17 protein-coding genes and 1 riboswitch are annotated in these 21,161 nt (G+C 29.1%); all 17 genes read left to right on the top strand.

Annotated elements, in window-relative coordinates:
• Window positions 1-476: 476 nt before the first annotated feature.
• The 17 genes from Q0G30_RS04045 to Q0G30_RS03965 all read left to right on the top strand — a co-directional run bounded on the left by Q0G30_RS04045 (window position 477) and on the right by Q0G30_RS03965 (window position 20,592).
• Entirely contained in the window at window positions 477-3,143 is a 2,667-nt protein-coding gene (locus Q0G30_RS04045; protein ID WP_294386863.1) for a cation-translocating P-type ATPase, read from the top strand.
• A gap of 240 nt (window positions 3,144-3,383) precedes the next feature.
• Window positions 3,384-3,752: a metalloregulator ArsR/SmtB family transcription factor gene (locus Q0G30_RS04040; RefSeq protein WP_294386861.1), complete on the top strand. Its 369-nt coding sequence runs from the start codon at window positions 3,384-3,386 to the stop codon at window positions 3,750-3,752.
• A 28-nt stretch (window positions 3,753-3,780) separates the two neighbouring features.
• Window positions 3,781-5,973, top strand: coding sequence for a heavy metal translocating P-type ATPase (locus Q0G30_RS04035; RefSeq protein WP_294386858.1), 2,193 nt, complete (start codon window positions 3,781-3,783; stop codon window positions 5,971-5,973).
• Window positions 5,974-6,374: 401 nt separating this feature from the next.
• Entirely contained in the window at window positions 6,375-7,004 is a 630-nt protein-coding gene (locus tag Q0G30_RS04030; protein ID WP_294386856.1) for a redox-sensing transcriptional repressor Rex, read from the top strand.
• Window positions 7,005-7,316: 312 nt separating this feature from the next.
• Window positions 7,317-8,126, top strand: coding sequence for a short-chain-enoyl-CoA hydratase (locus Q0G30_RS04025; RefSeq protein ID WP_294386855.1), 810 nt, complete (start codon window positions 7,317-7,319; stop codon window positions 8,124-8,126).
• Between the two features lie 77 nt (window positions 8,127-8,203).
• Complete coding sequence (locus Q0G30_RS04020) at window positions 8,204-9,343, top strand: acyl-CoA dehydrogenase (protein ID WP_294386852.1); 1,140 nt, start codon at window positions 8,204-8,206, stop codon at window positions 9,341-9,343.
• Between the two features lie 15 nt (window positions 9,344-9,358).
• A complete protein-coding gene (locus Q0G30_RS04015) occupies window positions 9,359-10,138 on the top strand; it encodes an electron transfer flavoprotein subunit beta/FixA family protein (RefSeq protein WP_294386849.1) in 780 nt (259 codons plus the stop codon).
• 22 nt (window positions 10,139-10,160) lie between these two features.
• Window positions 10,161-11,186, top strand: a complete 1,026-nt coding sequence (locus tag Q0G30_RS04010) for an electron transfer flavoprotein subunit alpha/FixB family protein (protein WP_294386847.1) — start codon at window positions 10,161-10,163, stop codon at window positions 11,184-11,186.
• Between the two features lie 133 nt (window positions 11,187-11,319).
• Entirely contained in the window at window positions 11,320-12,168 is an 849-nt protein-coding gene (locus Q0G30_RS04005) for a 3-hydroxybutyryl-CoA dehydrogenase (RefSeq protein WP_294386844.1), read from the top strand.
• 220 nt (window positions 12,169-12,388) lie between these two features.
• Entirely contained in the window at window positions 12,389-12,769 is a 381-nt protein-coding gene (locus Q0G30_RS04000; protein ID WP_294386842.1) for a PH domain-containing protein, read from the top strand.
• A gap of 37 nt (window positions 12,770-12,806) precedes the next feature.
• A complete protein-coding gene (locus Q0G30_RS03995; RefSeq protein WP_294386841.1) occupies window positions 12,807-13,229 on the top strand; it encodes a C-GCAxxG-C-C family (seleno)protein in 423 nt (140 codons plus the stop codon).
• Between the two features lie 295 nt (window positions 13,230-13,524).
• Window positions 13,525-14,448: a DNA glycosylase gene (locus tag Q0G30_RS03990; RefSeq protein ID WP_294386838.1), complete on the top strand. Its 924-nt coding sequence runs from the start codon at window positions 13,525-13,527 to the stop codon at window positions 14,446-14,448.
• Window positions 14,449-14,635: 187 nt separating this feature from the next.
• A complete protein-coding gene (locus tag Q0G30_RS03985; protein ID WP_294386835.1) occupies window positions 14,636-15,703 on the top strand; it encodes a M28 family peptidase in 1,068 nt (355 codons plus the stop codon).
• Window positions 15,704-15,900: 197 nt separating this feature from the next.
• Window positions 15,901-17,388 (top strand): 4Fe-4S dicluster domain-containing protein, encoded by a 1,488-nt coding sequence (locus Q0G30_RS03980; RefSeq protein WP_294386832.1) that lies wholly within the window; start codon window positions 15,901-15,903, stop codon window positions 17,386-17,388.
• A gap of 310 nt (window positions 17,389-17,698) precedes the next feature.
• Window positions 17,699-17,983, top strand: a complete 285-nt coding sequence (gene groES / locus Q0G30_RS03975) for a co-chaperone GroES (RefSeq protein WP_294386829.1) — start codon at window positions 17,699-17,701, stop codon at window positions 17,981-17,983.
• A 17-nt stretch (window positions 17,984-18,000) separates the two neighbouring features.
• Window positions 18,001-19,629 carry a chaperonin GroEL gene (gene groL, locus Q0G30_RS03970; RefSeq protein ID WP_294386827.1) on the top strand — a complete coding sequence of 543 codons (1,629 nt, stop codon included), beginning with the start codon at window positions 18,001-18,003 and terminating at the stop codon, window positions 19,627-19,629.
• A gap of 213 nt (window positions 19,630-19,842) precedes the next feature.
• Complete coding sequence (locus tag Q0G30_RS03965) at window positions 19,843-20,592, top strand: A24 family peptidase (protein ID WP_294386941.1); 750 nt, start codon at window positions 19,843-19,845, stop codon at window positions 20,590-20,592.
• 313 nt (window positions 20,593-20,905) lie between these two features.
• Window positions 20,906-21,003, top strand: a riboswitch (purine riboswitch).
• Window positions 21,004-21,161 lie beyond the last annotated feature (158 nt).

The following is a 21,161-nucleotide window of genomic DNA, read 5'->3' as shown; positions in this document are numbered from 1 at the left end:
TACTAAAAATAATAAATTTTTTATATAAGTTAAAAAAACAGGAGCACTAGCAGACTACCCCTGTTTTAAACCTATTTTTGCCTGGTAGGTCTATGTATTAATTATACCATAAAAATACAAATAATAAAATAAGGTATATATATGATTTTGAGAAAAATATAAATTTTTATGAGATATTACAATAAAAAAAAGAAAATTGAAATAAAAAGAAATATGTATAATAATTGACAAAAACTATTAATTAGAATATAATATTTTTATAAAAAAGAATATCTCTATTAAAGGGGAGTAGTATAAAATATAACATCAACAATCGCGGCTTATGCCTGGTGTTATATACCATTTAGGTTACGAGACTTTTAATATAATCCTTAAGTTACTGTTACTTAAGTTTGAGGATTATATTAAGGGTCTCTTTTTTTATTAATTAATAAAAGTTAACCCCAAAATTTATCATTAAAAATAAGGAGGACTTTATGGAAAAGTATTTTTCTAAAACTACAGAAGAGGCATTAAATTATCTTAAAGTATCAAAAGAAGGATTAAGTACTAGACAAGCAAAGGAAAATTTATCTACCTATGGATTTAATGAATTAAATCAAAAAAAGAATAAAAGTGTAGTTCAAGTGTTCTTTAGCCAATTTAAGGATTTACTAATATTTATTTTGATTGCAGCTGGAATAATATCTATGTTAAGTGATAATGTAGAGAGTACTATTGTTATATTTAGTGTAATAATTTTAAATGCAGTACTAGGAACAATTCAGCACTTTAAAGCAGAACAATCCTTAGACTCATTAAAAGCGTTGTCAGCACCATGTGCAAAAGTAATAAGAGATGGTAAGAAGATAGAAATACAATCAAGAGATGTTGTTCCAGGTGATATTTTAGCTCTAGAGGCTGGTGATTTAATTACAGCTGATGGTAGAGTAATTGAAAGTTATTCATTACAAGTAAATGAAAGTTCTCTTACTGGAGAATCTTTAAGTGTAGATAAAATTACTGATAAGATAGATAGTGAAGAAGTTGCTTTAGGAGATCAAAAGAATATGGTGTTTTCAGGTTCTTTAGTAACTTATGGCAGGGCTTTAGTGGTTGTAACAAATACAGGTATGAAAACTGAAATAGGTAAAATAGCTACTCTTATGGAAGAAACACAAGAAAAGAAAACACCTTTACAAGTTAGTTTAGATGATTTTAGTAAAAAGCTAGCTATTATAATATTAGTTATATGTACAATTGTATTTGGATTATTTCTATATAGAAAAATGCCAGTTCTTGATTCGTTGATGTTTGCAGTTGCTTTAGCTGTTGCAGCTATTCCAGAAGCGTTAAGTTCTATAGTTACTATTGTCTTAGCACTAGGAACTCAAAAGATGGCAAAAGAAAATGCAATTATTAAAAAGCTTAGAGCTGTTGAGGGGTTAGGTTCAGTTTCTATAATATGTTCAGATAAAACAGGTACTTTAACTCAGAATAAAATGACAGTTAGAAAAATATATGTTGATGGAAAGTTAATTAATGGATCTGAAATTTCATTAGATAATAAAGTTGAAGAATATCTAATTAAAAATTCTATTTTATGTAATGACTCAACTTCAAAAGATGGAAAGGAGATTGGGGATCCAACAGAAGTAGCATTAGTAAACTTAGGACATGAAATTTTAATAAATGAAGTAGAATTAAGAAGTAAATATGAAAGATTAGCAGAAATTCCATTTGATTCAGATAGAAAACTTATGAGTACACTGCATAAAATTGATAGCAAAAATATCATGTTTACTAAAGGTGCTTTGGACGTTATATTAGATAGAGTTAAGTTTATAATGACTTCAGATGGAGTAAGGGAATTAACAGAAAATGATAAAAATGAAATATTAGATGTAAATAGAAGATTATCAGAGTCTGGTTTAAGAGTATTATGTTTTGCATATAAAGAGTTAAATGAGATTAAAGAATTAAATTTAAATGATGAATATAATTATATTTTTATAGGATTAATTTCAATGATTGATCCCCCAAGAGAAGAAAGTAAACAAGCTGTTGCAGATTGTATAATGGCAGGTATAAAACCAATAATGATTACTGGAGACCATAAAATAACAGCATCAGCTATAGCTAAAGAAATAGGAATCTTAAGAGAGGGAGATAAGGCAATTGAAGGATTAGAAATAGATAAAATGTCAGATGAAGAATTAAAAGAAAATATTGAACATATATCTGTTTATGCAAGAGTATCTCCAGAGCATAAAATTAGAATTGTAAGAGCGTGGCAAGAAAAGGGACAAATAGTTGCAATGACAGGTGACGGTGTAAATGATGCTCCAGCATTGAAACAAGCAGATATAGGTATAGCTATGGGCATCACAGGTACAGAAGTTTCTAAAGATGCAGCTTCTGTAATTTTAACAGATGATAATTTTGCAACAATAGTAAAGTCAGTTGCTAATGGTAGAAGTATTTATAGTAATATAAAGAGTTCTATAAGATTCTTATTATCAGGCAATACTTCAGGAATAATAGCAGTCTTATATTCTTCAATTATGGCATTGCCAATGCCTTTTGCAGCAGTTCATTTATTATTTATAAATCTTTTAACAGATAGTTTACCTGCAATAGCAATAGGGATGGAAAAGTCTAGTAGAGACTTATTGAAAGATAAACCAAGAGGAAAGAATGAATCTATTTTAAATAAGGATTTTTTATTGGGATTAGGAGTAGAAGGGGTATTAATTGCTATATTCACAATAATCGCTTTTTATTTAGGAAATCCTATGAAAACTCCTTTAACAGCTTCAACTATGGCTTTTGCAACACTTTGTTTAGCTAGGTTATTTCATGGATTTAACTGTAGAGGTAAAGGATCAATATTTAAATTAGGTGTATTTTCTAATAAGTATGTTTGGTATGCTTTCGGAATAGGATTAGTTTTATTAAATGCAGTATTATTTGTTCCAGGACTTCAAGTGTTATTTGAGGTAGAAAATTTAATGGTAAGTCAATATGTACAAATATATGTATTAGCATTTATACCAACATTAATAATTCAAATATTTAAGGTTATAAATGAGATAGTAGAAAGTAAGAAATTAAAAAGAAATGTTTCAAGGGATTCTAATAATGAATTAAAAAATATAGCATAATAAAATAAGTTTAAATAATTAAGTACCTAAATTAGTTTTAAGCAAATTACTAATTTAGGTGCTTTTTTTTATGTAAAATATATAAGAATTATTTGGAAAAAATAATGTTGACTAATTTAGTAGGATAAGCATATAATAATAATATAAACATATGAACAATTATTCATATGTTTATATATAATAATAAATATAAATATTACTTTAAATACAAATACTATTTATTATAGGAGTGAATATATTATGAAAAATAATGTTGATAACAATATTGAAAGTTGCTCATGTAATGTTATACATGGGGAAATAGTTAGTGAAGTGAAAGAGAAATTACCAAAGGACGAAACTTTATATGATTTAGCAGAACTGTTTAAGGTTTTTGGAGATAGTACAAGAATAAAAATACTTTGTGCATTATTTGAATCAGAAATGTGTGTTTGTGATTTAGCAGTTTTATTAAATGTTAGCCAGTCAGCAATTTCTCATCAGCTAAGGGTTTTAAAGGCCGCTAGGCTTGTTAAATTTAGACGTTCAGGAAAGATAATTTATTATTCATTAGAGGATGAACATATCAAGCATATATTTGATGAAGGATTAAAACATATCACTGAATAAATATGAAAAAATAAAGGGGGAATCTTGTATGGAATTTAAATTAGTTTTAAGTGGGTTAAATTGTGCTAATTGTGCTAGCAAAATAGAAGCTAAAGTTAATAAAATAAATGGAATAAAAAATGCCTCATTAAATTTCTCCACAACAGTATTGACAGTAGAAATTCATGAAGAAAGAGAAAAAAACAGTATAGTAAATGAAATTAAGTTAATAGTTAAAAAGTTAGAACCACATGTTAAAGTCATTGAAAAATTAGATAATAAAGTTATAGATTCTAATAAGGCAAAATGTACTAGTAGTTGTTGTAGTAATAGTAAGTATGAAAATCATGAAGAAGAACATCATGGTCATACTCATGAAATTAAGGAAAATAATAATGGATTTCTAGGATATGTTAAAGATAATTTGTTATTAATAATTGGAGCTATAGTTTATGTTATTGCATTAGCTTATAAAAGTAATGAAAATTTATTATCATTTATGCTATTTGGAATAAGTTATTTAATAATAGGTGGAGAAGTAATATTAAGTGCTATTAAGAATATTCTCAGAGGAGAAATTTTTGATGAAAATTTCTTAATGAGTATTGCTACAATAGGTGCATTCTTTATTGGAGAATATCCAGAAGCTGTTGCAGTTATGTTGTTCTATCAAATAGGAGAAGTATTTCAAGGGTATGCTGTAAATAAATCAAGAAAATCAATATCTTCTCTTATGGATATAAGAGCTGATTATGCAAATGTTTTAAGGGATGGTAAGGAGGTTAAAGTATCACCAGAAGAAGTATTTATAGGAGAATCTATTATTGTTAAGCCAGGAGAAAGAGTACCTTTAGATGGAATTATTTTAGAAGGAACAAGTTTCATAGATACATCTGCGTTGACGGGAGAATCAGTACCACGTGAAGTTACAATTGGAAATGAAATATTATCAGGTTCAATAAATAATAATGGTGTTTTAAAAGTAAAGGTATATAAGGAGTTTAGAGAATCAACAGTTGCTAGAATTTTAGAATTAGTAGAAAATGCATCAAATAAAAAGGCTCCAACAGAAAAGTTTATAACTAAATTTGCAAAGGTTTATACTCCAATAGTAGTTGCAATTGCAGTGTTAGTAGCTATAATACCACCTATTATAATTAAAGATGCTACCTTTTCAGAGTGGATTTATAAAGCGCTCTCTATATTAGTTGTATCTTGTCCGTGTGCTTTAGTTGTTTCAATTCCATTAGGATTTTTCTCAGGAATAGGAGCTGCTTCTAAAAAAGGTATTTTAGTTAAGGGAGGAAATTATTTAGAGGCTCTTAAAGATAGTGAGGTAGTAGTATTTGATAAGACTGGATCGCTAACAAAAGGAGTTTTTGAAGTTACTGAAATAAATGCTAAAAATATAACTAAAGATGAATTGCTAGAAATTACTGCTATGGGAGAAATACATTCAAATCATCCAATTGCAGTATCAATAGCAAAGGCCTATGGAAAAGATATTAATAAAGATGAAATAAAAGATTATAAAGAAATTTCAGGCCATGGAATAGAAGTAACTATAAGAGAAGATGATGTTTTACTTGGGAATAGTAAATTGATGGAAATGAATAATATAAATTATGATAATATAGATTCTATTGGAACAATAGTTCATGTTGCTATTAATGGTGAGTATAAAGGAAATATAGTTATTTCAGATGAAATAAAGGAAAACGTAAAAGAAGCCTTATCTGAATTAAAGGATGTTGGAATAAAGAACACTATAATGCTTACAGGTGACAATAAAAATGTTGCGGATAAAGTAGCAAAAGATATAGGAATAGATGAGGTATATTCAGAGCTTTTACCAGGAGATAAGGTAAGTAAGATAGAAGATATACTAAGCAAGAAAAATTCAAAGGGAAAAGTATTATTTGTTGGTGATGGAATAAATGATGCACCTGTTTTAGCAAGGGCTGATATAGGGGTTGCTATGGGAGGAATAGGATCAGATGCAGCAATAGAAGCAGCTGATGTTGTTTTAATGAAAGACAAAATTGAAGAAATATCAGAAGCTATAAGAGTATCTAGGAGAACTAATAAAATTTTATGGCAAAATATAATATTTTCATTAGGTGTTAAAGTAATAGTAATGTTTTTGGTTGTATTAGGTTTAACAAATATGTGGGCTGCAGTTTTTGCTGATGTTGGAGTAACATTAATAGCTGTTTTAAATTCAATGAGAATAATTCGATAAATATTGACAAAGAATATCACCTTGTTTATAATAAGATAAGTCGAGAACATTTTAGGCGTAAGGGTATAGCATACAAGGTCACTTTGATGCTTGTATACAAGTCAAATAGTCCATAATATTTGACTTTGCTTCTATACGAGACTTATGTATAACTGATCTGCTAAGTTATACATAAGTCTCTATTTTTTAAATAAGTAAAAATATTTGCAAACCTTTAAAAATTTTCATAGAAAAAAGTTAATAAAATTAAATAAATAGGAAAAACTAAATTTGGGAATTATATAAAAAAGTTTTACTTATATATTAAATTCTAGAAAAAAAACAAAAAGTATGTTATTATATTATCAAAGTTGGATTATAATAGAAATATTATTGAAGTGTATTAAGGAGATTCATATACTATGGAGAAAAAGAAGAATGTTTCTATGGCAGTAATTAAAAGATTACCAAAGTACCATAGATATTTGAAAGAGTTAATGAGAAATGATGTAGATAGAATTTCATCTAAAGAGTTAGGTGAGAAAATTGGATTTACAGCATCTCAAATAAGACAAGATTTAAATAATTTTGGTGACTTTGGGCAGCAAGGATACGGATATAATGTAAAAGAATTATATAAACAAATAAGTTTGATTTTAGGACTAGATAAGGAATATACAGGAGTAATAATTGGTGCAGGTAATTTAGGGCAGGCAATTGCTAATTATAATAGATTTTCAGAGTTAGGTTTATCTATTGAGTGCATTTTTGATGCTAATCCAAAGCTTGTAGGAATGAGAATAAGAGATATTGAAATTAGAGATATAGATACTTTATCTGAATTTTTACAAGAAAATAGAGTAGATATTGGAATTATATGTGTTCCAAGAATTAATGCACAAAAGGTTAGTGATATGTTAGTTAAAGGTGGAATAAAAGGCATTTGGAACTTTGCACCTGTAGATTTAGTTGTGCCTGAAGATGTTAAGGTAGAAAATGTTCATCTGTCAGAAAGTTTATTAACTTTAGTATATTTAATGAAAGATAATTAAAATAGTTGTTGCTTATGCAACAACTATTTTTTACTTTGTTAATAAGTATGCAATAGAAAAGAAAGATGAAAAATAGAAAAAGAAAATATGCTATAAGAAAAATATTTGAAAAAATGTAAATTATATACTAAAAAAGAAAATATTGATTGCAAATGATAAATTTAGATATTATAATTGTAAGTGGGTTATAATTATTCAGAATCTTCTAACCAAAGAAAAGGATATATAAGAGTTTTTTTGATAAGCTTTGTTAATTATCTAACAATAAATCGGGTATTTATGTTATTTATGGGTATAAGAGGAGGAGAATTTATGGAGATTAAAAATGTTATTTTAGAAGAAGAGTTAAAAAATGTAGCTCTTGAAAAAGAAGGGAATTTAGCAATTATAACAATAAACAGACCAAAAGCATTAAATGCTTTAAACTCAGATACTTTAAGAGAATTAGATTTAGCTATTACAAATATTGAGAGAGACAATAATGTTTATTGTGTAATACTTACAGGTGCCGGAGAAAAATCTTTTGTTGCTGGAGCTGATATAGCTGAAATGAAAGATTTAGACTCTAAGGGTGGAGAAGAGTTTGGTCTTTTAGGTAATAAAGTATTCAGAAAATTAGAAAAATTAGACAAGCCAGTTATAGCTGCAATTTCAGGATTTGCCTTAGGTGGCGGATGCGAACTTGCTATGGCATGTGACATAAGAATAGCTTCAGAAAAGGCAAAATTTGCTCAACCAGAAGCTGGTCTTGGAATTACACCAGGTTTTGGAGGAACTCAAAGATTACCTAGAATAGTTGGTTTAGGTAAAGCTAAGGAGTTAATTTATACTTGTGGAATGATTAATGCTGAAGAAGCCTTAAGAATCGGATTAGTTAATAAAGTTGTACCATTAGAAAACTTAATGGAAGAAACTAAGAAGATGGCATTGACTATTTGTGCTAATGCACCAATAGCTGTTAAGCTTTGTAAAGATGCTATTAATAGAGGAATGCAAGTAGATATAGATAAAGCTATTGAAATTGAAGCAGAGAATTTTGGAAAGTGTTTTGATTCTGAAGATCAAGTTGAAGGAATGACTGCATTTTTAGAAAGAAGATCAAAGAATTTCCAAAATAAATAGTTATTTAATTAAATTTAAATATATAAGCAAGTGTATTACACACGTAAATGAGGGTATTTCAGGGAGGTAAAAAAGCAATGAATTTTGGATTAACTAGAGAACAAGAGTTAGTGAGACAAATGGTAAGAGAATTTGCAGTTAACGAAGTAAAACCTATAGCTGCGGAAATAGATGAAACAGAAAGATTTCCAATGGAGAATGTGAAGAAGATGGCTGAATTAGGAATGATGGGAATACCATTTCCTAAGGAATTAGGTGGCGCTGGTGGAGATGTATTATCATATATCGTCGCTGTTGAAGAATTATCAAAGGTTTGCGGAACAACAGGTGTTATTGTTTCTGCTCATACTTCACTTTGTGCTTCGTTAATATATGAAAATGGAACTCCAGCACAAAAGGAAAAATATTTAGTGCCACTTGCTAAGGGTGAAAAAATTGGTGCTTTCGGTTTAACTGAACCAGGTGCAGGTACAGATGCTGCAGGACAACAAACTACAGCTGTGTTAGATGGAGATAATTATATTTTAAACGGTTCTAAAATATTTATAACAAATGGTGGAGTTGCAGATACTTTCATAGTATTTGCCATGACTGATAAGTCACAAGGTACTAGAGGAATATCTGCTTTTATAGTTGAAAAAGATTTCCCTGGATTCTCAATTGGTAAGAAGGAAGATAAGTTAGGAATTAGAGCATCTTCTACAACTGAGCTTATATTTGAAAATTGTATAGTTCCAAAAGAAAATTTAATCGGAAAAGAAGGTAAGGGATTTGGTATAGCAATGAAAACTCTTGATGGAGGAAGAATTGGTATAGCTGCTCAAGCTTTAGGAATTGCAGAAGGAGCTTATGAAGAAGCTGTTAAATATATGAAGGAAAGAAAGCAATTTGGTAGACCTTTATCAGCATTCCAAGGGTTACAATGGATGATTGCAGAAATGGAAACAAAAATTGAGGCTGCTAAGCTATTAGTATATAAAGCTGCATGGCTTAAACAAAATAAGATGCCATATTCAGTAGATGCTGCTAAGGCAAAATTATTTGCGGCTGAAGTTGCTATGGATGTAACAACTAAGGCTGTTCAAATTCATGGTGGATATGGATATACTAAGGAATATCCAGTTGAAAGAATGATGAGAGATGCCAAGATAACTGAAATCTATGAAGGAACTTCTGAAGTTCAAAAGATGGTTATTGCAGGCGCTGCATTAAGATAAGAGGAGGCTTTAATAATGAAGATAGTAGTTTGTTTAAAACAAGTACCAGATACAACTGTTGTAAAAATTGATCCAAAAACAGGAACTCTTATAAGAGATGGTGTTCCTTCAATAATAAATCCAGAAGATAAGCATGCTTTAGAAGCAGCATTACAATTAAAAGATAATTATGGGGCACACGTGACTGTAATTAGTATGGGACCTCTTCAAGCAAAAAATGCATTAAGAGAAGCTTTATGCATGGGAGCTGATGAAGCTATTCTTTTAACTGATAGGGCATTTGGAGGAGCTGATACATTAGCAACTTCAAAAACAATTGCAGCAGCAATTAAAAATTTAGAATACGATATAATCTTCGGTGGAAGACAAGCTATCGATGGAGATACTGCACAAGTTGGACCAGAAATAGCTGAACATTTAAATGTACCACAAGTAACTTATGTACAAGGTGTAGAAGTTAATGAAGATGGTTTAGTAGTTAATAGAGCATTAGAAGATGGATATGAATTAATTAAAGTTCAAACGCCAGTACTTTTAACTGCAATTGAAGAATTAAATCACCCAAGATATATGAATGTTCAATATATCTTCGATACTGCAGAAAAAGAAGTTAAGGTTATGACTGCAGCAGATCTTGATGTACCAGTTGAAGAGTTAGGATTAAAGGGTTCTCCAACTAAGGTTAAGAAATCTATGACTAAAGAAGCTAAGGGAGCAGGTGAAATTGTTAAAGAATCAGCTCCAGAAGCAGTAGCATATGTATTAGGAAAATTAAAAGAGAAGCACTACATCTAGGATAATAGGAGGGAATTTTGAGATGAATATATCAGAATATAATGGCGTTTGGGTATTCGCTGAACAAAGAAATGGTGAATTACAAAAGGTTTCTCTAGAAATATTAGGAGAAGGTAGAAGATTAGCAGATGAATTAGGAGTTAATCTTACTGCTGTGTTATTAGGAAATAATGTAGCTTGTTTAGCAGATACTTTAGGTGAGCATGGTGCTGATGAAGTATTAGTAGCTGAGCATGAAGAGTTAGAAAATTATACAACAGATGGATATACAAAGGTTCTTTGTGATTTAGCAAATGAAAGAAAACCAGGAATATTATTTATTGGTGCTACTTTTATAGGTAGAGATTTAGGTCCAAGAGTTGCGGCTAGACTTTCAACAGGATTAACTGCAGATTGTACATCTTTAGCAGTAGATATTACTAATGGTGATTTACTTGCTACAAGACCTGCATTTGGTGGTAACTTAATGGCAACAATTGCTTGTCCAAATCACAGACCACAAATGGCTACTGTAAGACCAGGGGTATTCTCAAAGTTAACTGAAAAGAAAGAAAATTATAGTATAGAAAATGTTAATGTTAATTTAGAAGCATCAGATATTAGAACTACAGTTTTAGAAGTAGTTAAAGCTAATAAAGATATTGTTGATATAGGAGAAGCTAAAGTTATAGTTGCTGGTGGTAGAGGGGTTGGAAGTAAAGAAAACTTCGGATTATTACAAGAGTTAGCAACTGCTTTAGGTGGTGTTGTTGGTGCATCAAGAGGTGCTGTAGATAAGGGATGGATAGAGAGAGATTATCAAGTTGGACAAACTGGTAAAACTGTAAGACCAACAATTTATATTGCTTGTGGTATTTCAGGAGCAATTCAACATGTTGCTGGTATGCAAGAATCAGATATGATAATAGCTATTAATAAAGATGAAGCTGCTCCAATTATGAAGGTTGCAGACTATGCAATAGTTGGAGATTTAAATAAAGTTATACCAGAAATGATAAATAGAATTAAAGAAATGAATGAAGTAGCAATAGAGTTAGTTAACTGTTAAAAAATGTATGTTCCTCCGGGGTCAATCCAATATTTGGATTGCCCCCGGAGAAAGAGATAAATAGAGAAGATTAGCAAGTATTTAAGGGTTAATATTTATAATTTATTATTATTTGTAAAGGGGAGAGGTTATTATGGAAAAGATTTTTGTTTTAGGTGCAGGAACTATGGGTGCAGGTATAGTTCAAGCTTTTGCTCAAAAGGGATATGAAGTAATAGTTAGAGATATTAAAGATGAATTTGTTGAAAGAGGACTTGCTGGAATTAATAAAAGTTTATCTAAATTAGTTTCTAAGGGAAAAATGACAGATGAAACTAAGGAAGATATATTATCTAGAATTTCAGGAACTACTGATATGAATTTAGCTGCAGATTGCGACTTAGTTGTTGAAGCTGCAATTGAAAACATGAAAATTAAAAAAGAAATATTTGCTGAGTTAGATAAGATTTGTAAACCAGAAACCATTTTAGCTTCAAATACTTCTTCTTTATCAATAACAGAGGTTGCTTCAGCAACTAGTAGACCAGAAAAGGTTATAGGAATGCATTTCTTTAATCCAGCTCCAGTAATGAAGCTTGTTGAAATTATAAGAGGTATGGCTACTTCACAAGAAACTTTCGATGCTGTTAAGGAATTATCTTTAGCAATTGGTAAAGAACCAGTAGAAGTTGCAGAAGCACCAGGATTTGTAGTTAATAGAATACTTATCCCAATGATTAACGAAGCTTCATTTATTCTTCAAGAAGGAATTGCATCAGTTGAAGACATAGATACAGCTATGAAATTTGGTGCAAATCATCCTATGGGACCTTTAGCATTAGGAGACTTAGTTGGATTAGATGTTTGTTTAGCTATTATGGATGTTTTATATAATGAAACAGGAGATACTAAATATAGAGCTAGTAGTACTTTAAGAAAGTATGTTAGAGCAGGATGGTTAGGTAGAAAAACTGGAAGAGGATTCTACAATTATAATGCTTAATTGAATATAATGATTAATTGAAATTTTAAAAAATAAACTTAAATAAGCTTTGCCATTAAAAAATATGTGAACTTTAATATATTTAAAAAGAATAAAACTAAAAATGCGTTTTAATTTAGGTAAAAGAGGTAACTACTGACGAGTAGTTGCCTCTTTTTATTTGTGTTATAATAACTATAAAATTTTATAATACTTATATGTATTAAGGAGGAAATTGGTTATGAAAGAGGATAATAAGAGAGTGTTTAATTTTTATGGAGAAATAGAAATACCACAGTCATTAATGGCTTTTGTAGGTAGAAATGAACGAGCTTTATTTGCAGTAAAAACTGTTAGAGATGCAGCATTATTTACAGACAAAAAAGTATTAATATGTGACAAGCAAGGAATTACAGGAAAGAAAACTGAGTATTATGCAATACCTTATAATAAGATAGTAACTTATGCAATAGAAACAGCTGGACATTTTGATATTGATTCTGAAATTAAGTTGTTTTTAACAGGAGGAATAGAAATAGAAATGAACTTCTTAAGGGGTAAAAATATGGATCAACTTCTTGGAAGAGTATTTAATGTTATAAATGAATATGCAACTTTATAAGTAAATAATTGTTTATTTAGAGGGAGAGACTAATTAAATGTTATTAGAAACTACAATGAAATATTATGATAAAAAATACGATTTAAATTGTGCTGAATGTATTCTTGTAGCTGTAAATGAAGAGTATGATTTAAATATTTCTAAGGAAACGTTAATGACTATGTCAGCCTTTGGAGGTGGCATGGCAATAGGAAGCACTTGTGGTGCAGCAACAGGGGCAATAGCTGCATTAGGAATAATGTTTACTAAGGAACGAGGGCATAATAGTCCACATGTAAGAGAGATGACTTCAAAATTTTTAAATGAATTTAATTATAGAATGAATACTTTAGAATGTATTAATTTAAAAGAAAAGTATTATGAAGATGCAATACGATGTTCTAAAATTATGAGAGTATCGGCTGAAGTGCTAGGGAACATAATTGAAGAATATAAAGGTATATATTCAATTAATAGATAAAAAGAGTTCAATAATTATTATGAACATAATAGTATAATTTAGACTTATTAGATCTATTAAATATGTTTTTAAATAAGCCATTATAGTTACTGCTACTGAAACTATAATGGCTTATTTTATAATAAATTTTAAAGTTTATATTATTAAAACATTGAAAAAGAAGGTTATTTAATATAGCATAAAAGATATAAATTGTTAATTAATAATATTTATCTTTAGAATATAAAGATAAAAGTTTTGAAACAATAGAAGTATAAATGAAAAAAGTCAGTTAGTGTCATAATGAGGTGAAAAAATGAATTATACAAATATAATAGAAAAAGAAAATTCAATAATACTAGAGAATGTTAAAGACTTTAATATAAAACAAATATTAGAATGTGGGCAATGTTTTAGATGGGAAAAAATCACTGATACAAATTACATAATTGTTGCATATAGAAGAGTCATAGAAGTGATTCAAGAAGGAAATAAAGTAACAATTCTTAATACTAATATGAAAGACTTTGATGAAATATGGAAAGATTACTTTGATTTAAATGTAAATTATGAAGAGGTAAAGGAAGAATTATCAAAAGATGAGCTTTTAAAGAAAAGTGTTGAATTTGGTTACGGTATAAGAATATTAAATCAAGATCCTTTTGAAATGTTAATAAGTTTTATAATATCAGCAAGAAATAGTATTCCTTCAATAATGAAGACTATTAAAAAGATATCTGAAAGATGGGGAGATAAGATTCAATATAAGGAAAATATCTATTATGCATTTCCAACTCCTGAACAATTAAAACAAGCAACTTTAGAAGAAATAAAAGAAACAGGAGCATCTTTTAGAAGTAAATACATAATAGATACTATATCAAAGGTTAATGCTGCTATTGAAGCTAAAAATAATGGAACTCTAAATGAAGAGTTACAACAATTCGATTTAGAATATATAAAGTCATTACCTGTTGATGAGTGTCATAAGGCCCTTCAAAACTTTATGGGGGTAGGGGCTAAGGTTGCTGATTGTATAATGTTATTTTCAATGGGTAAACATTCAGCTTTTCCAGTTGATGTATGGATAAAAAGAGCAATGATTCATTTTTACTTAGCACCAGATGTGTCATTAAATAAAATAAGAGTCTTTGGTAGAGAAAAGTTTGGAGAGCTTGCAGGGTTAGCTCAACAATATTTATTCTATTATGCAAGAGAAAATAATATTAAAGTAGAATAGTTACATTAAAAAAATAGTTATAAAAATAATTTTAATGTTAATTTATAAGGAATATACACAATAATAAGTTATAATGTCTTATTATTGTGTATTATTTTTTTATAAATTAAAAGTAAGAATATATTTGATATAAGATGGGGAATATAAAGGGAAAAGAGTAGAATTTAATATATTAAGGGAGATTATTATGAAAATAAAAAATAAATTAATATCTATTATATCAAGTGTATTAGTTTTAAATTTACTTTTAACTGGATGCAGTGGTGTAGTAGATAAGGATGTATCTAGTAAAGGTATAATTACTTATGAAGAACAGTTAATTGGTGAAGCTGGTAAGAATCCTGAAAAATTAGATATAGAAAGTATAATGGGAGAACTTACATCTGATGAATATTTATCTAGGGTTGTAGGAACAGATGAAAATACTAGATCAGCAGAATTTATAAAAAACTATTTTGAAGCTGTAGGTCTAGAACCATTTAATAACGGTAGTTTTTATCATGAGGTTTATTTAAACAAGGAAATGAGATCTATATTTAATCCTAATGAAGAAAATGATAATGTTGTAAATAATATTCTTGGTGTAATAAAAGGTAAAGATAGCACTAAAGCAGTTGTGATTTCAGCACATTTTGACCATGTGACTGTGAGAGAAAGAGTAGAAGAGACATCTAGTAGTAATCAATCTTCAAAGATAAAAGTAAAAAAGATTCAAGGTGCTATCGATAACGCTTCAGGGGTGTCAGTATTACTTGAATCAGCCAAAGATTTAGCTAAGTATTATAAGAATAAGAAACCAGAACATGATATAGTTTTTGCAGCTTTCAATGCAGAAGAACTAGGTTTAATAGGTAGTTCGAAATTTGTAGAGGATTTTAAGGAAAATTACGAAGATTGGTATAATATAAATATTGATTGTATAGGTATAAAAGGTGATGAAGGTTTAGCTGTTAAAAATACAAGTCCATTATGCGAAGAATTATATAATGATTTTATAGAAGTGTTAGATGAAGATAATGTTTATTATGAAATGGTACCATATGCTAGAAATGAAGAAGGTATAATTGTAGGTAGTAGTGATCATATGTCATTTAGAAGAGGTGATGACGCGGCTTTAGTTATTGGTCAAGATGGAATAGTTGGTATTGTTCATAGTGAAGAAGATAATATGTCTATAGTTGACTTTGAATCTATAGAAAGCATTAAGGATGCTCTAGTTGATTTTATAATAAAGAGCGATAATAAAATTTATTAAAGATTTAGAGTTAAAAACCTTATGAATTTATATTTCATAAGGTTTTTTATATATAATTTACTATACTATTAAAAAAATATTTCTTATAATGCAAAAATATCTAGATAAATAAAACATTTTAAAGGTATGAAAATATAGTTAAATATGTAAAAATATTGTATAATTAAAATGGGTATACAATGGAGGGGAGTGGTGATATGTTCAAGTTTGAAACTCAGCTTAAAAAATTAAAGCATGAGGTATTAACAGAAGTTGCAAGACTTGCTAAAGAGGATAATATTAATTTAGAAAGTATTGAAAAAGTTCCGTATGAGGTTATTAAGGGCGATGTAGCACAATATAGATGTTGTGTTTATAAGGAAAGAGCTATAGTTTTAGAAAGAGCTAAGCTTGCAGCTGGATATTTAGCTAATGGTGATAATGCTGAAGAGTCATTAATAGATATTAGACCAGATGAGCAAATAATTTATGTAATAGAAGCAGCTTGTGACAGATGTCCTATAAATAAATTTAATGTAACAGATTCATGTAGAAATTGTATTGCACATAGATGTAAAGAAGCGTGTAATTTTGGAGCCATAACAATTGTTAATGGACGAGCATATATAAATCAGGAATTATGTAAAGAATGTGGGGGATGCAAAAAAGCATGTCCTTATGATGCCATATCTGAAGTTATGAGGCCATGTAAAAGATCCTGTCCAACTGGGGCTTTAGACATAAATCCAAATGATAGAAGGGCTATGATTAAAGAAGAAATTTGCGTTAATTGTGGTTCTTGTATGAGAGCATGTCCCTTTGGAGCTATTTCAGATAAGAGTTTAATAGTTCCAGTGGCTAAGAGATTAGGAAGAAAGAGAAAGATGTATGCAGTAGTTGCACCAGCTATAACAGGGCAGTTTGGACCAACTATGAATTATGGAAGAGTTAGAAATGCTATTAAGGCGCTTGGATTCGAGGATATGATAGAAGCTGCTTTAGGAGCTGATGCAGTTACTGTTCATGAAGCTAATGAATTTGTAGAAAGAATGAAAGATGGAGATAAATACATGACAAATTCATGTTGCCCAGGTTTCTTAAATTTTATTGAAAAAATTAATCCTACCGAAAAAGATAGAATTTCTGGAACAGTTTCTCCAATGGTTGCTACTGCAAGATTTATAAAGAAAAATGATCCTGAGGCAAAAGTTGTATTTATAGGACCTTGTACAGCAAAGAAGGGTGAAGCTGTTAGAGTTGGAATAGCTGATGCTGTTGATTATGTATTAACTTTTGAAGAATTACTTGCTTTGTTTGAAGCTTTTGATGTTAATCCATTTGAATGTGAAGAGGAAAATGTTAATGATGCATCTATATTTGGAAGAGGTTTTGGTGCAGCTGGTGGATTAACAGCAGCTATTAAAAATTATGTGCAAGATACAGGTGTAGAGGTTGAATTTAAGCCAGTTCAAGTGTCTGGATTAGATTGTAAAAAAACTATGATGCTTGCTAAAATAGGTAAATTACCAGGAAACTTTATTGAGGGCATGATGTGTGAAGGTGGGTGTATTAACGGAGCAGGAACAATAGTGCCACCGCTTAGAGCAAAAGCAGCGTTTAATAAAATAAATAATGAAACAACTATTAAGGCAGTTCTTAAAAATGAAACTCTTAATAAGTTTGATGATATTAATTTAGAAAGATAAAAAAGTTTTATATAGAAAAGTGGAAATTTAAGAAATTATAATTAGCTATGGGTTTATAAATTTAAAATTAAATTCATAGCTTTTATATATGTAAAAAATATTATTTCATAGTATAGAGTTATTAGAAAAATAATGGAAATCAAAGTAAATTGAAAATAAATTAGAATAATTAGTAATATTTGACCTTAGTAGGGTAATAATATAGAAAGTAATTGTTGAAAGATTACAAGTAAAATTATATTATAAATATAAAGGTATTAGCACTCTTATTGAGTGAGTGCTAATGATGAAAATATAGGAGGGTTTATTTATGAATATAAAGCCATTAGGTGATAGAGTAGTAATACAAAAATTAGAAGCTGAAACAACTACAAAGAGTGGAATACTTTTAACAGGAACAGCAAAGGAGCAACCACAAGAAGCAAAGGTCGTTGCAATAGGTCCAGGAGCAATGGTAGAAGGTAAAAGAGTTCCTATGGATGTACAGGTTGGAAATAAGGTATTATATTCTAAATATGCAGGAACAGACGTAAAGGTTGACGGTGAAGAATATATAATTTTAAAACAAGACGATATATTAGCAATAGTAGAATAGTTGGGAGGTAAAAGATTATGGCAAAAATGATTCAATTTGGTGAAGAAGCTAGAAGAGCAATGCAAGTTGGTGTTGATAAATTAGCAGATACAGTTAAGGTTACTTTAGGACCTAAGGGGAGAAATGTAGTTTTAGATAAGAAATTTGGTTCACCACTTATAACTAATGATGGTGTTTCAATTGCAAGAGAAATAGAATTAGAAGATCCATATGAAAATATGGGAGCTCAATTAGTAAAGGAAGTTGCAACAAAAACTAATGATGTTGCAGGTGATGGTACTACTACAGCTACTCTTTTAGCTCAGGCGATTATAAGAGAGGGTTTAAAAAATGTAACAGCTGGTGCAAATCCAATGTTACTTAGAAATGGTATAAGAACAGCTGTTGATACAGCAGTTAAAGAAATATTAGAAATATCTAAACCAGTTAGCGGAAAAGAAGATATAGCTAGAGTTGCAGCTATTTCAGCAGCTGATTATGAAATAGGTCAACTTATTTCAGATGCTATGGAAAAGGTAGGTAACGAGGGAGTTATTACTGTTGAAGAATCTAAATCAATGGGTACTGAATTAGATGTTGTTGAAGGTATGCAATTTGATAGAGGATATGTTTCTGCTTACATGGTAACAGATACAGAAAAAATGGAAGCTGTATTAGATAATCCACTTATCTTAATAACTGATAAGAAGATTACAAACATACAAGAAATATTACCTGTATTAGAGCAAATCGTTCAAGCAGGTAAGAAGTTATTAATAATTGCTGAAGATATTGAAGGGGAAGCAATGGCTACATTAGTAGTTAATAAATTAAGAGGAACATTTAATTGTGTTGCTGTTAAAGCTCCTGGATTTGGTGATAGAAGAAAAGAAATGCTTCAAGATATAGCTATTTTAACAGGTGGTCAAGTAATTTCTGAAGAATTAGGAAGAGATTTAAAAGAAACTACTTTAGATATGCTAGGTCAAGCAGAAAGTGTTAAAATAACTAAAGATAATACTACTATTGTAAATGGTAGAGGTGATAGCAATGCTATTAAGGAAAGAGTTAATCAAATAAAAAGTCAAATAGAAGAAACTACTTCTGAATTTGATAAAGAAAAATTACAAGAAAGATTAGCTAAACTTTCTGGTGGAGTAGCAGTAATAAAAGTTGGAGCTGCTACAGAAACAGAACTTAAGGAAAGAAAGCTTAGAATTGAAGATGCTTTAGCTGCTACTAAGGCTGCAGTTGAAGAAGGTATAGTACCAGGTGGTGGAACTGCTTATGTTAATGCAATTAACAAAGTTGCAGAATTAAAGTCAGACGTTGCTGATACACAAGTTGGTATAAATATCATAGTTAGAGCATTAGAAGAACCAATGAGACAAATAGCTACTAATGCAGGAGTTGAAGGTTCTGTAATTATAGAAAAAATTAAAAATTCTGAAGCTGGAATGGGATATGATGCATTACATGATGAGTATGTAAATATGCTTAAGGTTGGAATAGTTGACCCAACTAAGGTTACAAGAAGTGCACTTCAAAATGCAGCATCTGTAGCATCAACTTTCTTAACAACAGAAGCGGCTGTTGTTGATATTCCACAAAAAGAAGCCCCAATGCCAGGGGCACCAGGAATGGGCGGAATGGATGGAATGTACTAATTAGATACAAAAATAAATAGGTTTTATAATTGTATATAAATAAGGAGAATTCAAATATGAATTCTCCTTATTTAATTATAAGAATTAAAGTTATATATAACAAATTATAGAAAATAAATACATATAATGGTATAATAACTAAACTGAGAATTAGTTAATTTAAATTAAAAATATTAATAATTAATCAAGATTTTATTATATTAAGGAGTAATAATTAAAATGGTTTTAGTAGTATTATTAGGATTAATTATAGGAAGTTTTTTGAATGTATGTATATATATTCTTCTTAGGGAGGAAACAATATCCTTTCCAAAATCGTTATGCTCAAGTTGTGGATATAATTTAAAGTTTAAGGATTTGATACCTATTTTTAGTTATGTATTTTCAGGTGGTAGATGTAGTAAATGTAAGGGAAAATTGTCTATAAAATATCCGATAGTTGAAGCTCTAAATGCATGTTTTTATTTATTGATTTATATTAAATTTGGATTTACTTTAGAGTGTTTTAAATTTTGCTTATTTGCTTCTTTGTTAATAGTAATAGCTTTTATCGATCTTGAAACTAAATACGTCTATAATTCAACAGTAATATTTGGTGTAGTTACAGGCGTATTATTTCTTACCTTAGAGTGTATAGAAACTAAATTAATACCTTGGGATTATATAGTTGGTGGATTTATTGGATTTGGAGTTATATATATTATAGTTATTTTGACAAGGGGCATGGGTGAAGGTGATATTGATATTGCATTAATTTGTGGGTTATTTTTAGGCATTAAAGGTATTATAGTTACTTTATTTATAGCTATAATTTTGGGTGGTATTGTAGCAGGATTAATTTTAATTTTTAAGCTTAAGGATAAGAAGGCAGAAATAGCATTTGGACCTTACTTAGCCATTGGTGGAATAATAGCATGTCTTTATGGAAGTTCAATTATAGAAATGTATTTAAAAAGTTTTTAATATTGATTTAACTTGAATAATAAAGATAATTATGTAGAATGCTTAGAATAGGTTTTAAAATAAGTATAATATTAAAAATATATTTAACTTTAAAAATATATTAATAAGAAAGTCTTAGATTTAATTATAAAATAGAAATTATCATAAATTAAATATTAATATTAATATTAATTAGATATAAGACAATTAATAATTAATATATATATTAAATATAATTTATTATATATATAAATAAATTATTAATATTCTATTCATTAAGATTCATGTATTGACAAGCTATATTGTATAAACTATAATAATAAAAAAACAAAAAAATACGAATAATAAAACAACTCATATAAACCCTGAATATGGCAGGGTGTTTCTACTGAAAACCTTAAATTTTCATCTATGAGTGAATTTGATATATTTGCATAAACACGAATAATGTGCAAAGTAAAAGCATATTAATGTTCACTTATAGATAGCGGACTTAATATGCTTATTTTTATTTAGTAAAATCTAGGATAACTAAATAAGAATAGCTTTTATAAGATACATAAAGACATAAATAATAATGATAGGAGAGA

This window comes from uncultured Clostridium sp. (assembly GCF_934754925.1).
Taxonomy (GTDB): Bacteria; Bacillota; Clostridia; order Clostridiales; family Clostridiaceae; genus Clostridium.
This window is presented reverse-complemented; position numbering and strand designations above follow the sequence as displayed.

Excerpts from the sequence above, each read along its gene's own strand:
- Q0G30_RS04040 (WP_294386861.1), top strand. The coding sequence starts at position 3,384 with ATGAAAAATAATGTTGATAACAATATTGAAAGTTGCTCATGTAATGTT.
- Q0G30_RS04010 (WP_294386847.1), top strand. The coding sequence starts at position 10,161 with ATGAATATATCAGAATATAATGGCGTTTGGGTATTCGCTGAACAAAGA.
- Q0G30_RS03985 (WP_294386835.1), top strand. The coding sequence starts at position 14,636 with ATGAAAATAAAAAATAAATTAATATCTATTATATCAAGTGTATTAGTT.
- Q0G30_RS03995 (WP_294386841.1), top strand. The coding sequence starts at position 12,807 with ATGTTATTAGAAACTACAATGAAATATTATGATAAAAAATACGATTTA.
- Q0G30_RS03990 (WP_294386838.1), top strand. The coding sequence starts at position 13,525 with ATGAATTATACAAATATAATAGAAAAAGAAAATTCAATAATACTAGAG.
- Q0G30_RS04025 (WP_294386855.1), top strand. The coding sequence starts at position 7,317 with ATGGAGATTAAAAATGTTATTTTAGAAGAAGAGTTAAAAAATGTAGCT.
- groL (WP_294386827.1), top strand. The coding sequence starts at position 18,001 with ATGGCAAAAATGATTCAATTTGGTGAAGAAGCTAGAAGAGCAATGCAA.
- Q0G30_RS04030 (WP_294386856.1), top strand. The coding sequence starts at position 6,375 with ATGGAGAAAAAGAAGAATGTTTCTATGGCAGTAATTAAAAGATTACCA.
- Q0G30_RS04015 (WP_294386849.1), top strand. The coding sequence starts at position 9,359 with ATGAAGATAGTAGTTTGTTTAAAACAAGTACCAGATACAACTGTTGTA.
- Q0G30_RS04000 (WP_294386842.1), top strand. The coding sequence starts at position 12,389 with ATGAAAGAGGATAATAAGAGAGTGTTTAATTTTTATGGAGAAATAGAA.
- groES (WP_294386829.1), top strand. The coding sequence starts at position 17,699 with ATGAATATAAAGCCATTAGGTGATAGAGTAGTAATACAAAAATTAGAA.
- Q0G30_RS04020 (WP_294386852.1), top strand. The coding sequence starts at position 8,204 with ATGAATTTTGGATTAACTAGAGAACAAGAGTTAGTGAGACAAATGGTA.
- Q0G30_RS04035 (WP_294386858.1), top strand. The coding sequence starts at position 3,781 with ATGGAATTTAAATTAGTTTTAAGTGGGTTAAATTGTGCTAATTGTGCT.
- Q0G30_RS03980 (WP_294386832.1), top strand. The coding sequence starts at position 15,901 with ATGTTCAAGTTTGAAACTCAGCTTAAAAAATTAAAGCATGAGGTATTA.
- Q0G30_RS04005 (WP_294386844.1), top strand. The coding sequence starts at position 11,320 with ATGGAAAAGATTTTTGTTTTAGGTGCAGGAACTATGGGTGCAGGTATA.
- Q0G30_RS04045 (WP_294386863.1), top strand. The coding sequence starts at position 477 with ATGGAAAAGTATTTTTCTAAAACTACAGAAGAGGCATTAAATTATCTT.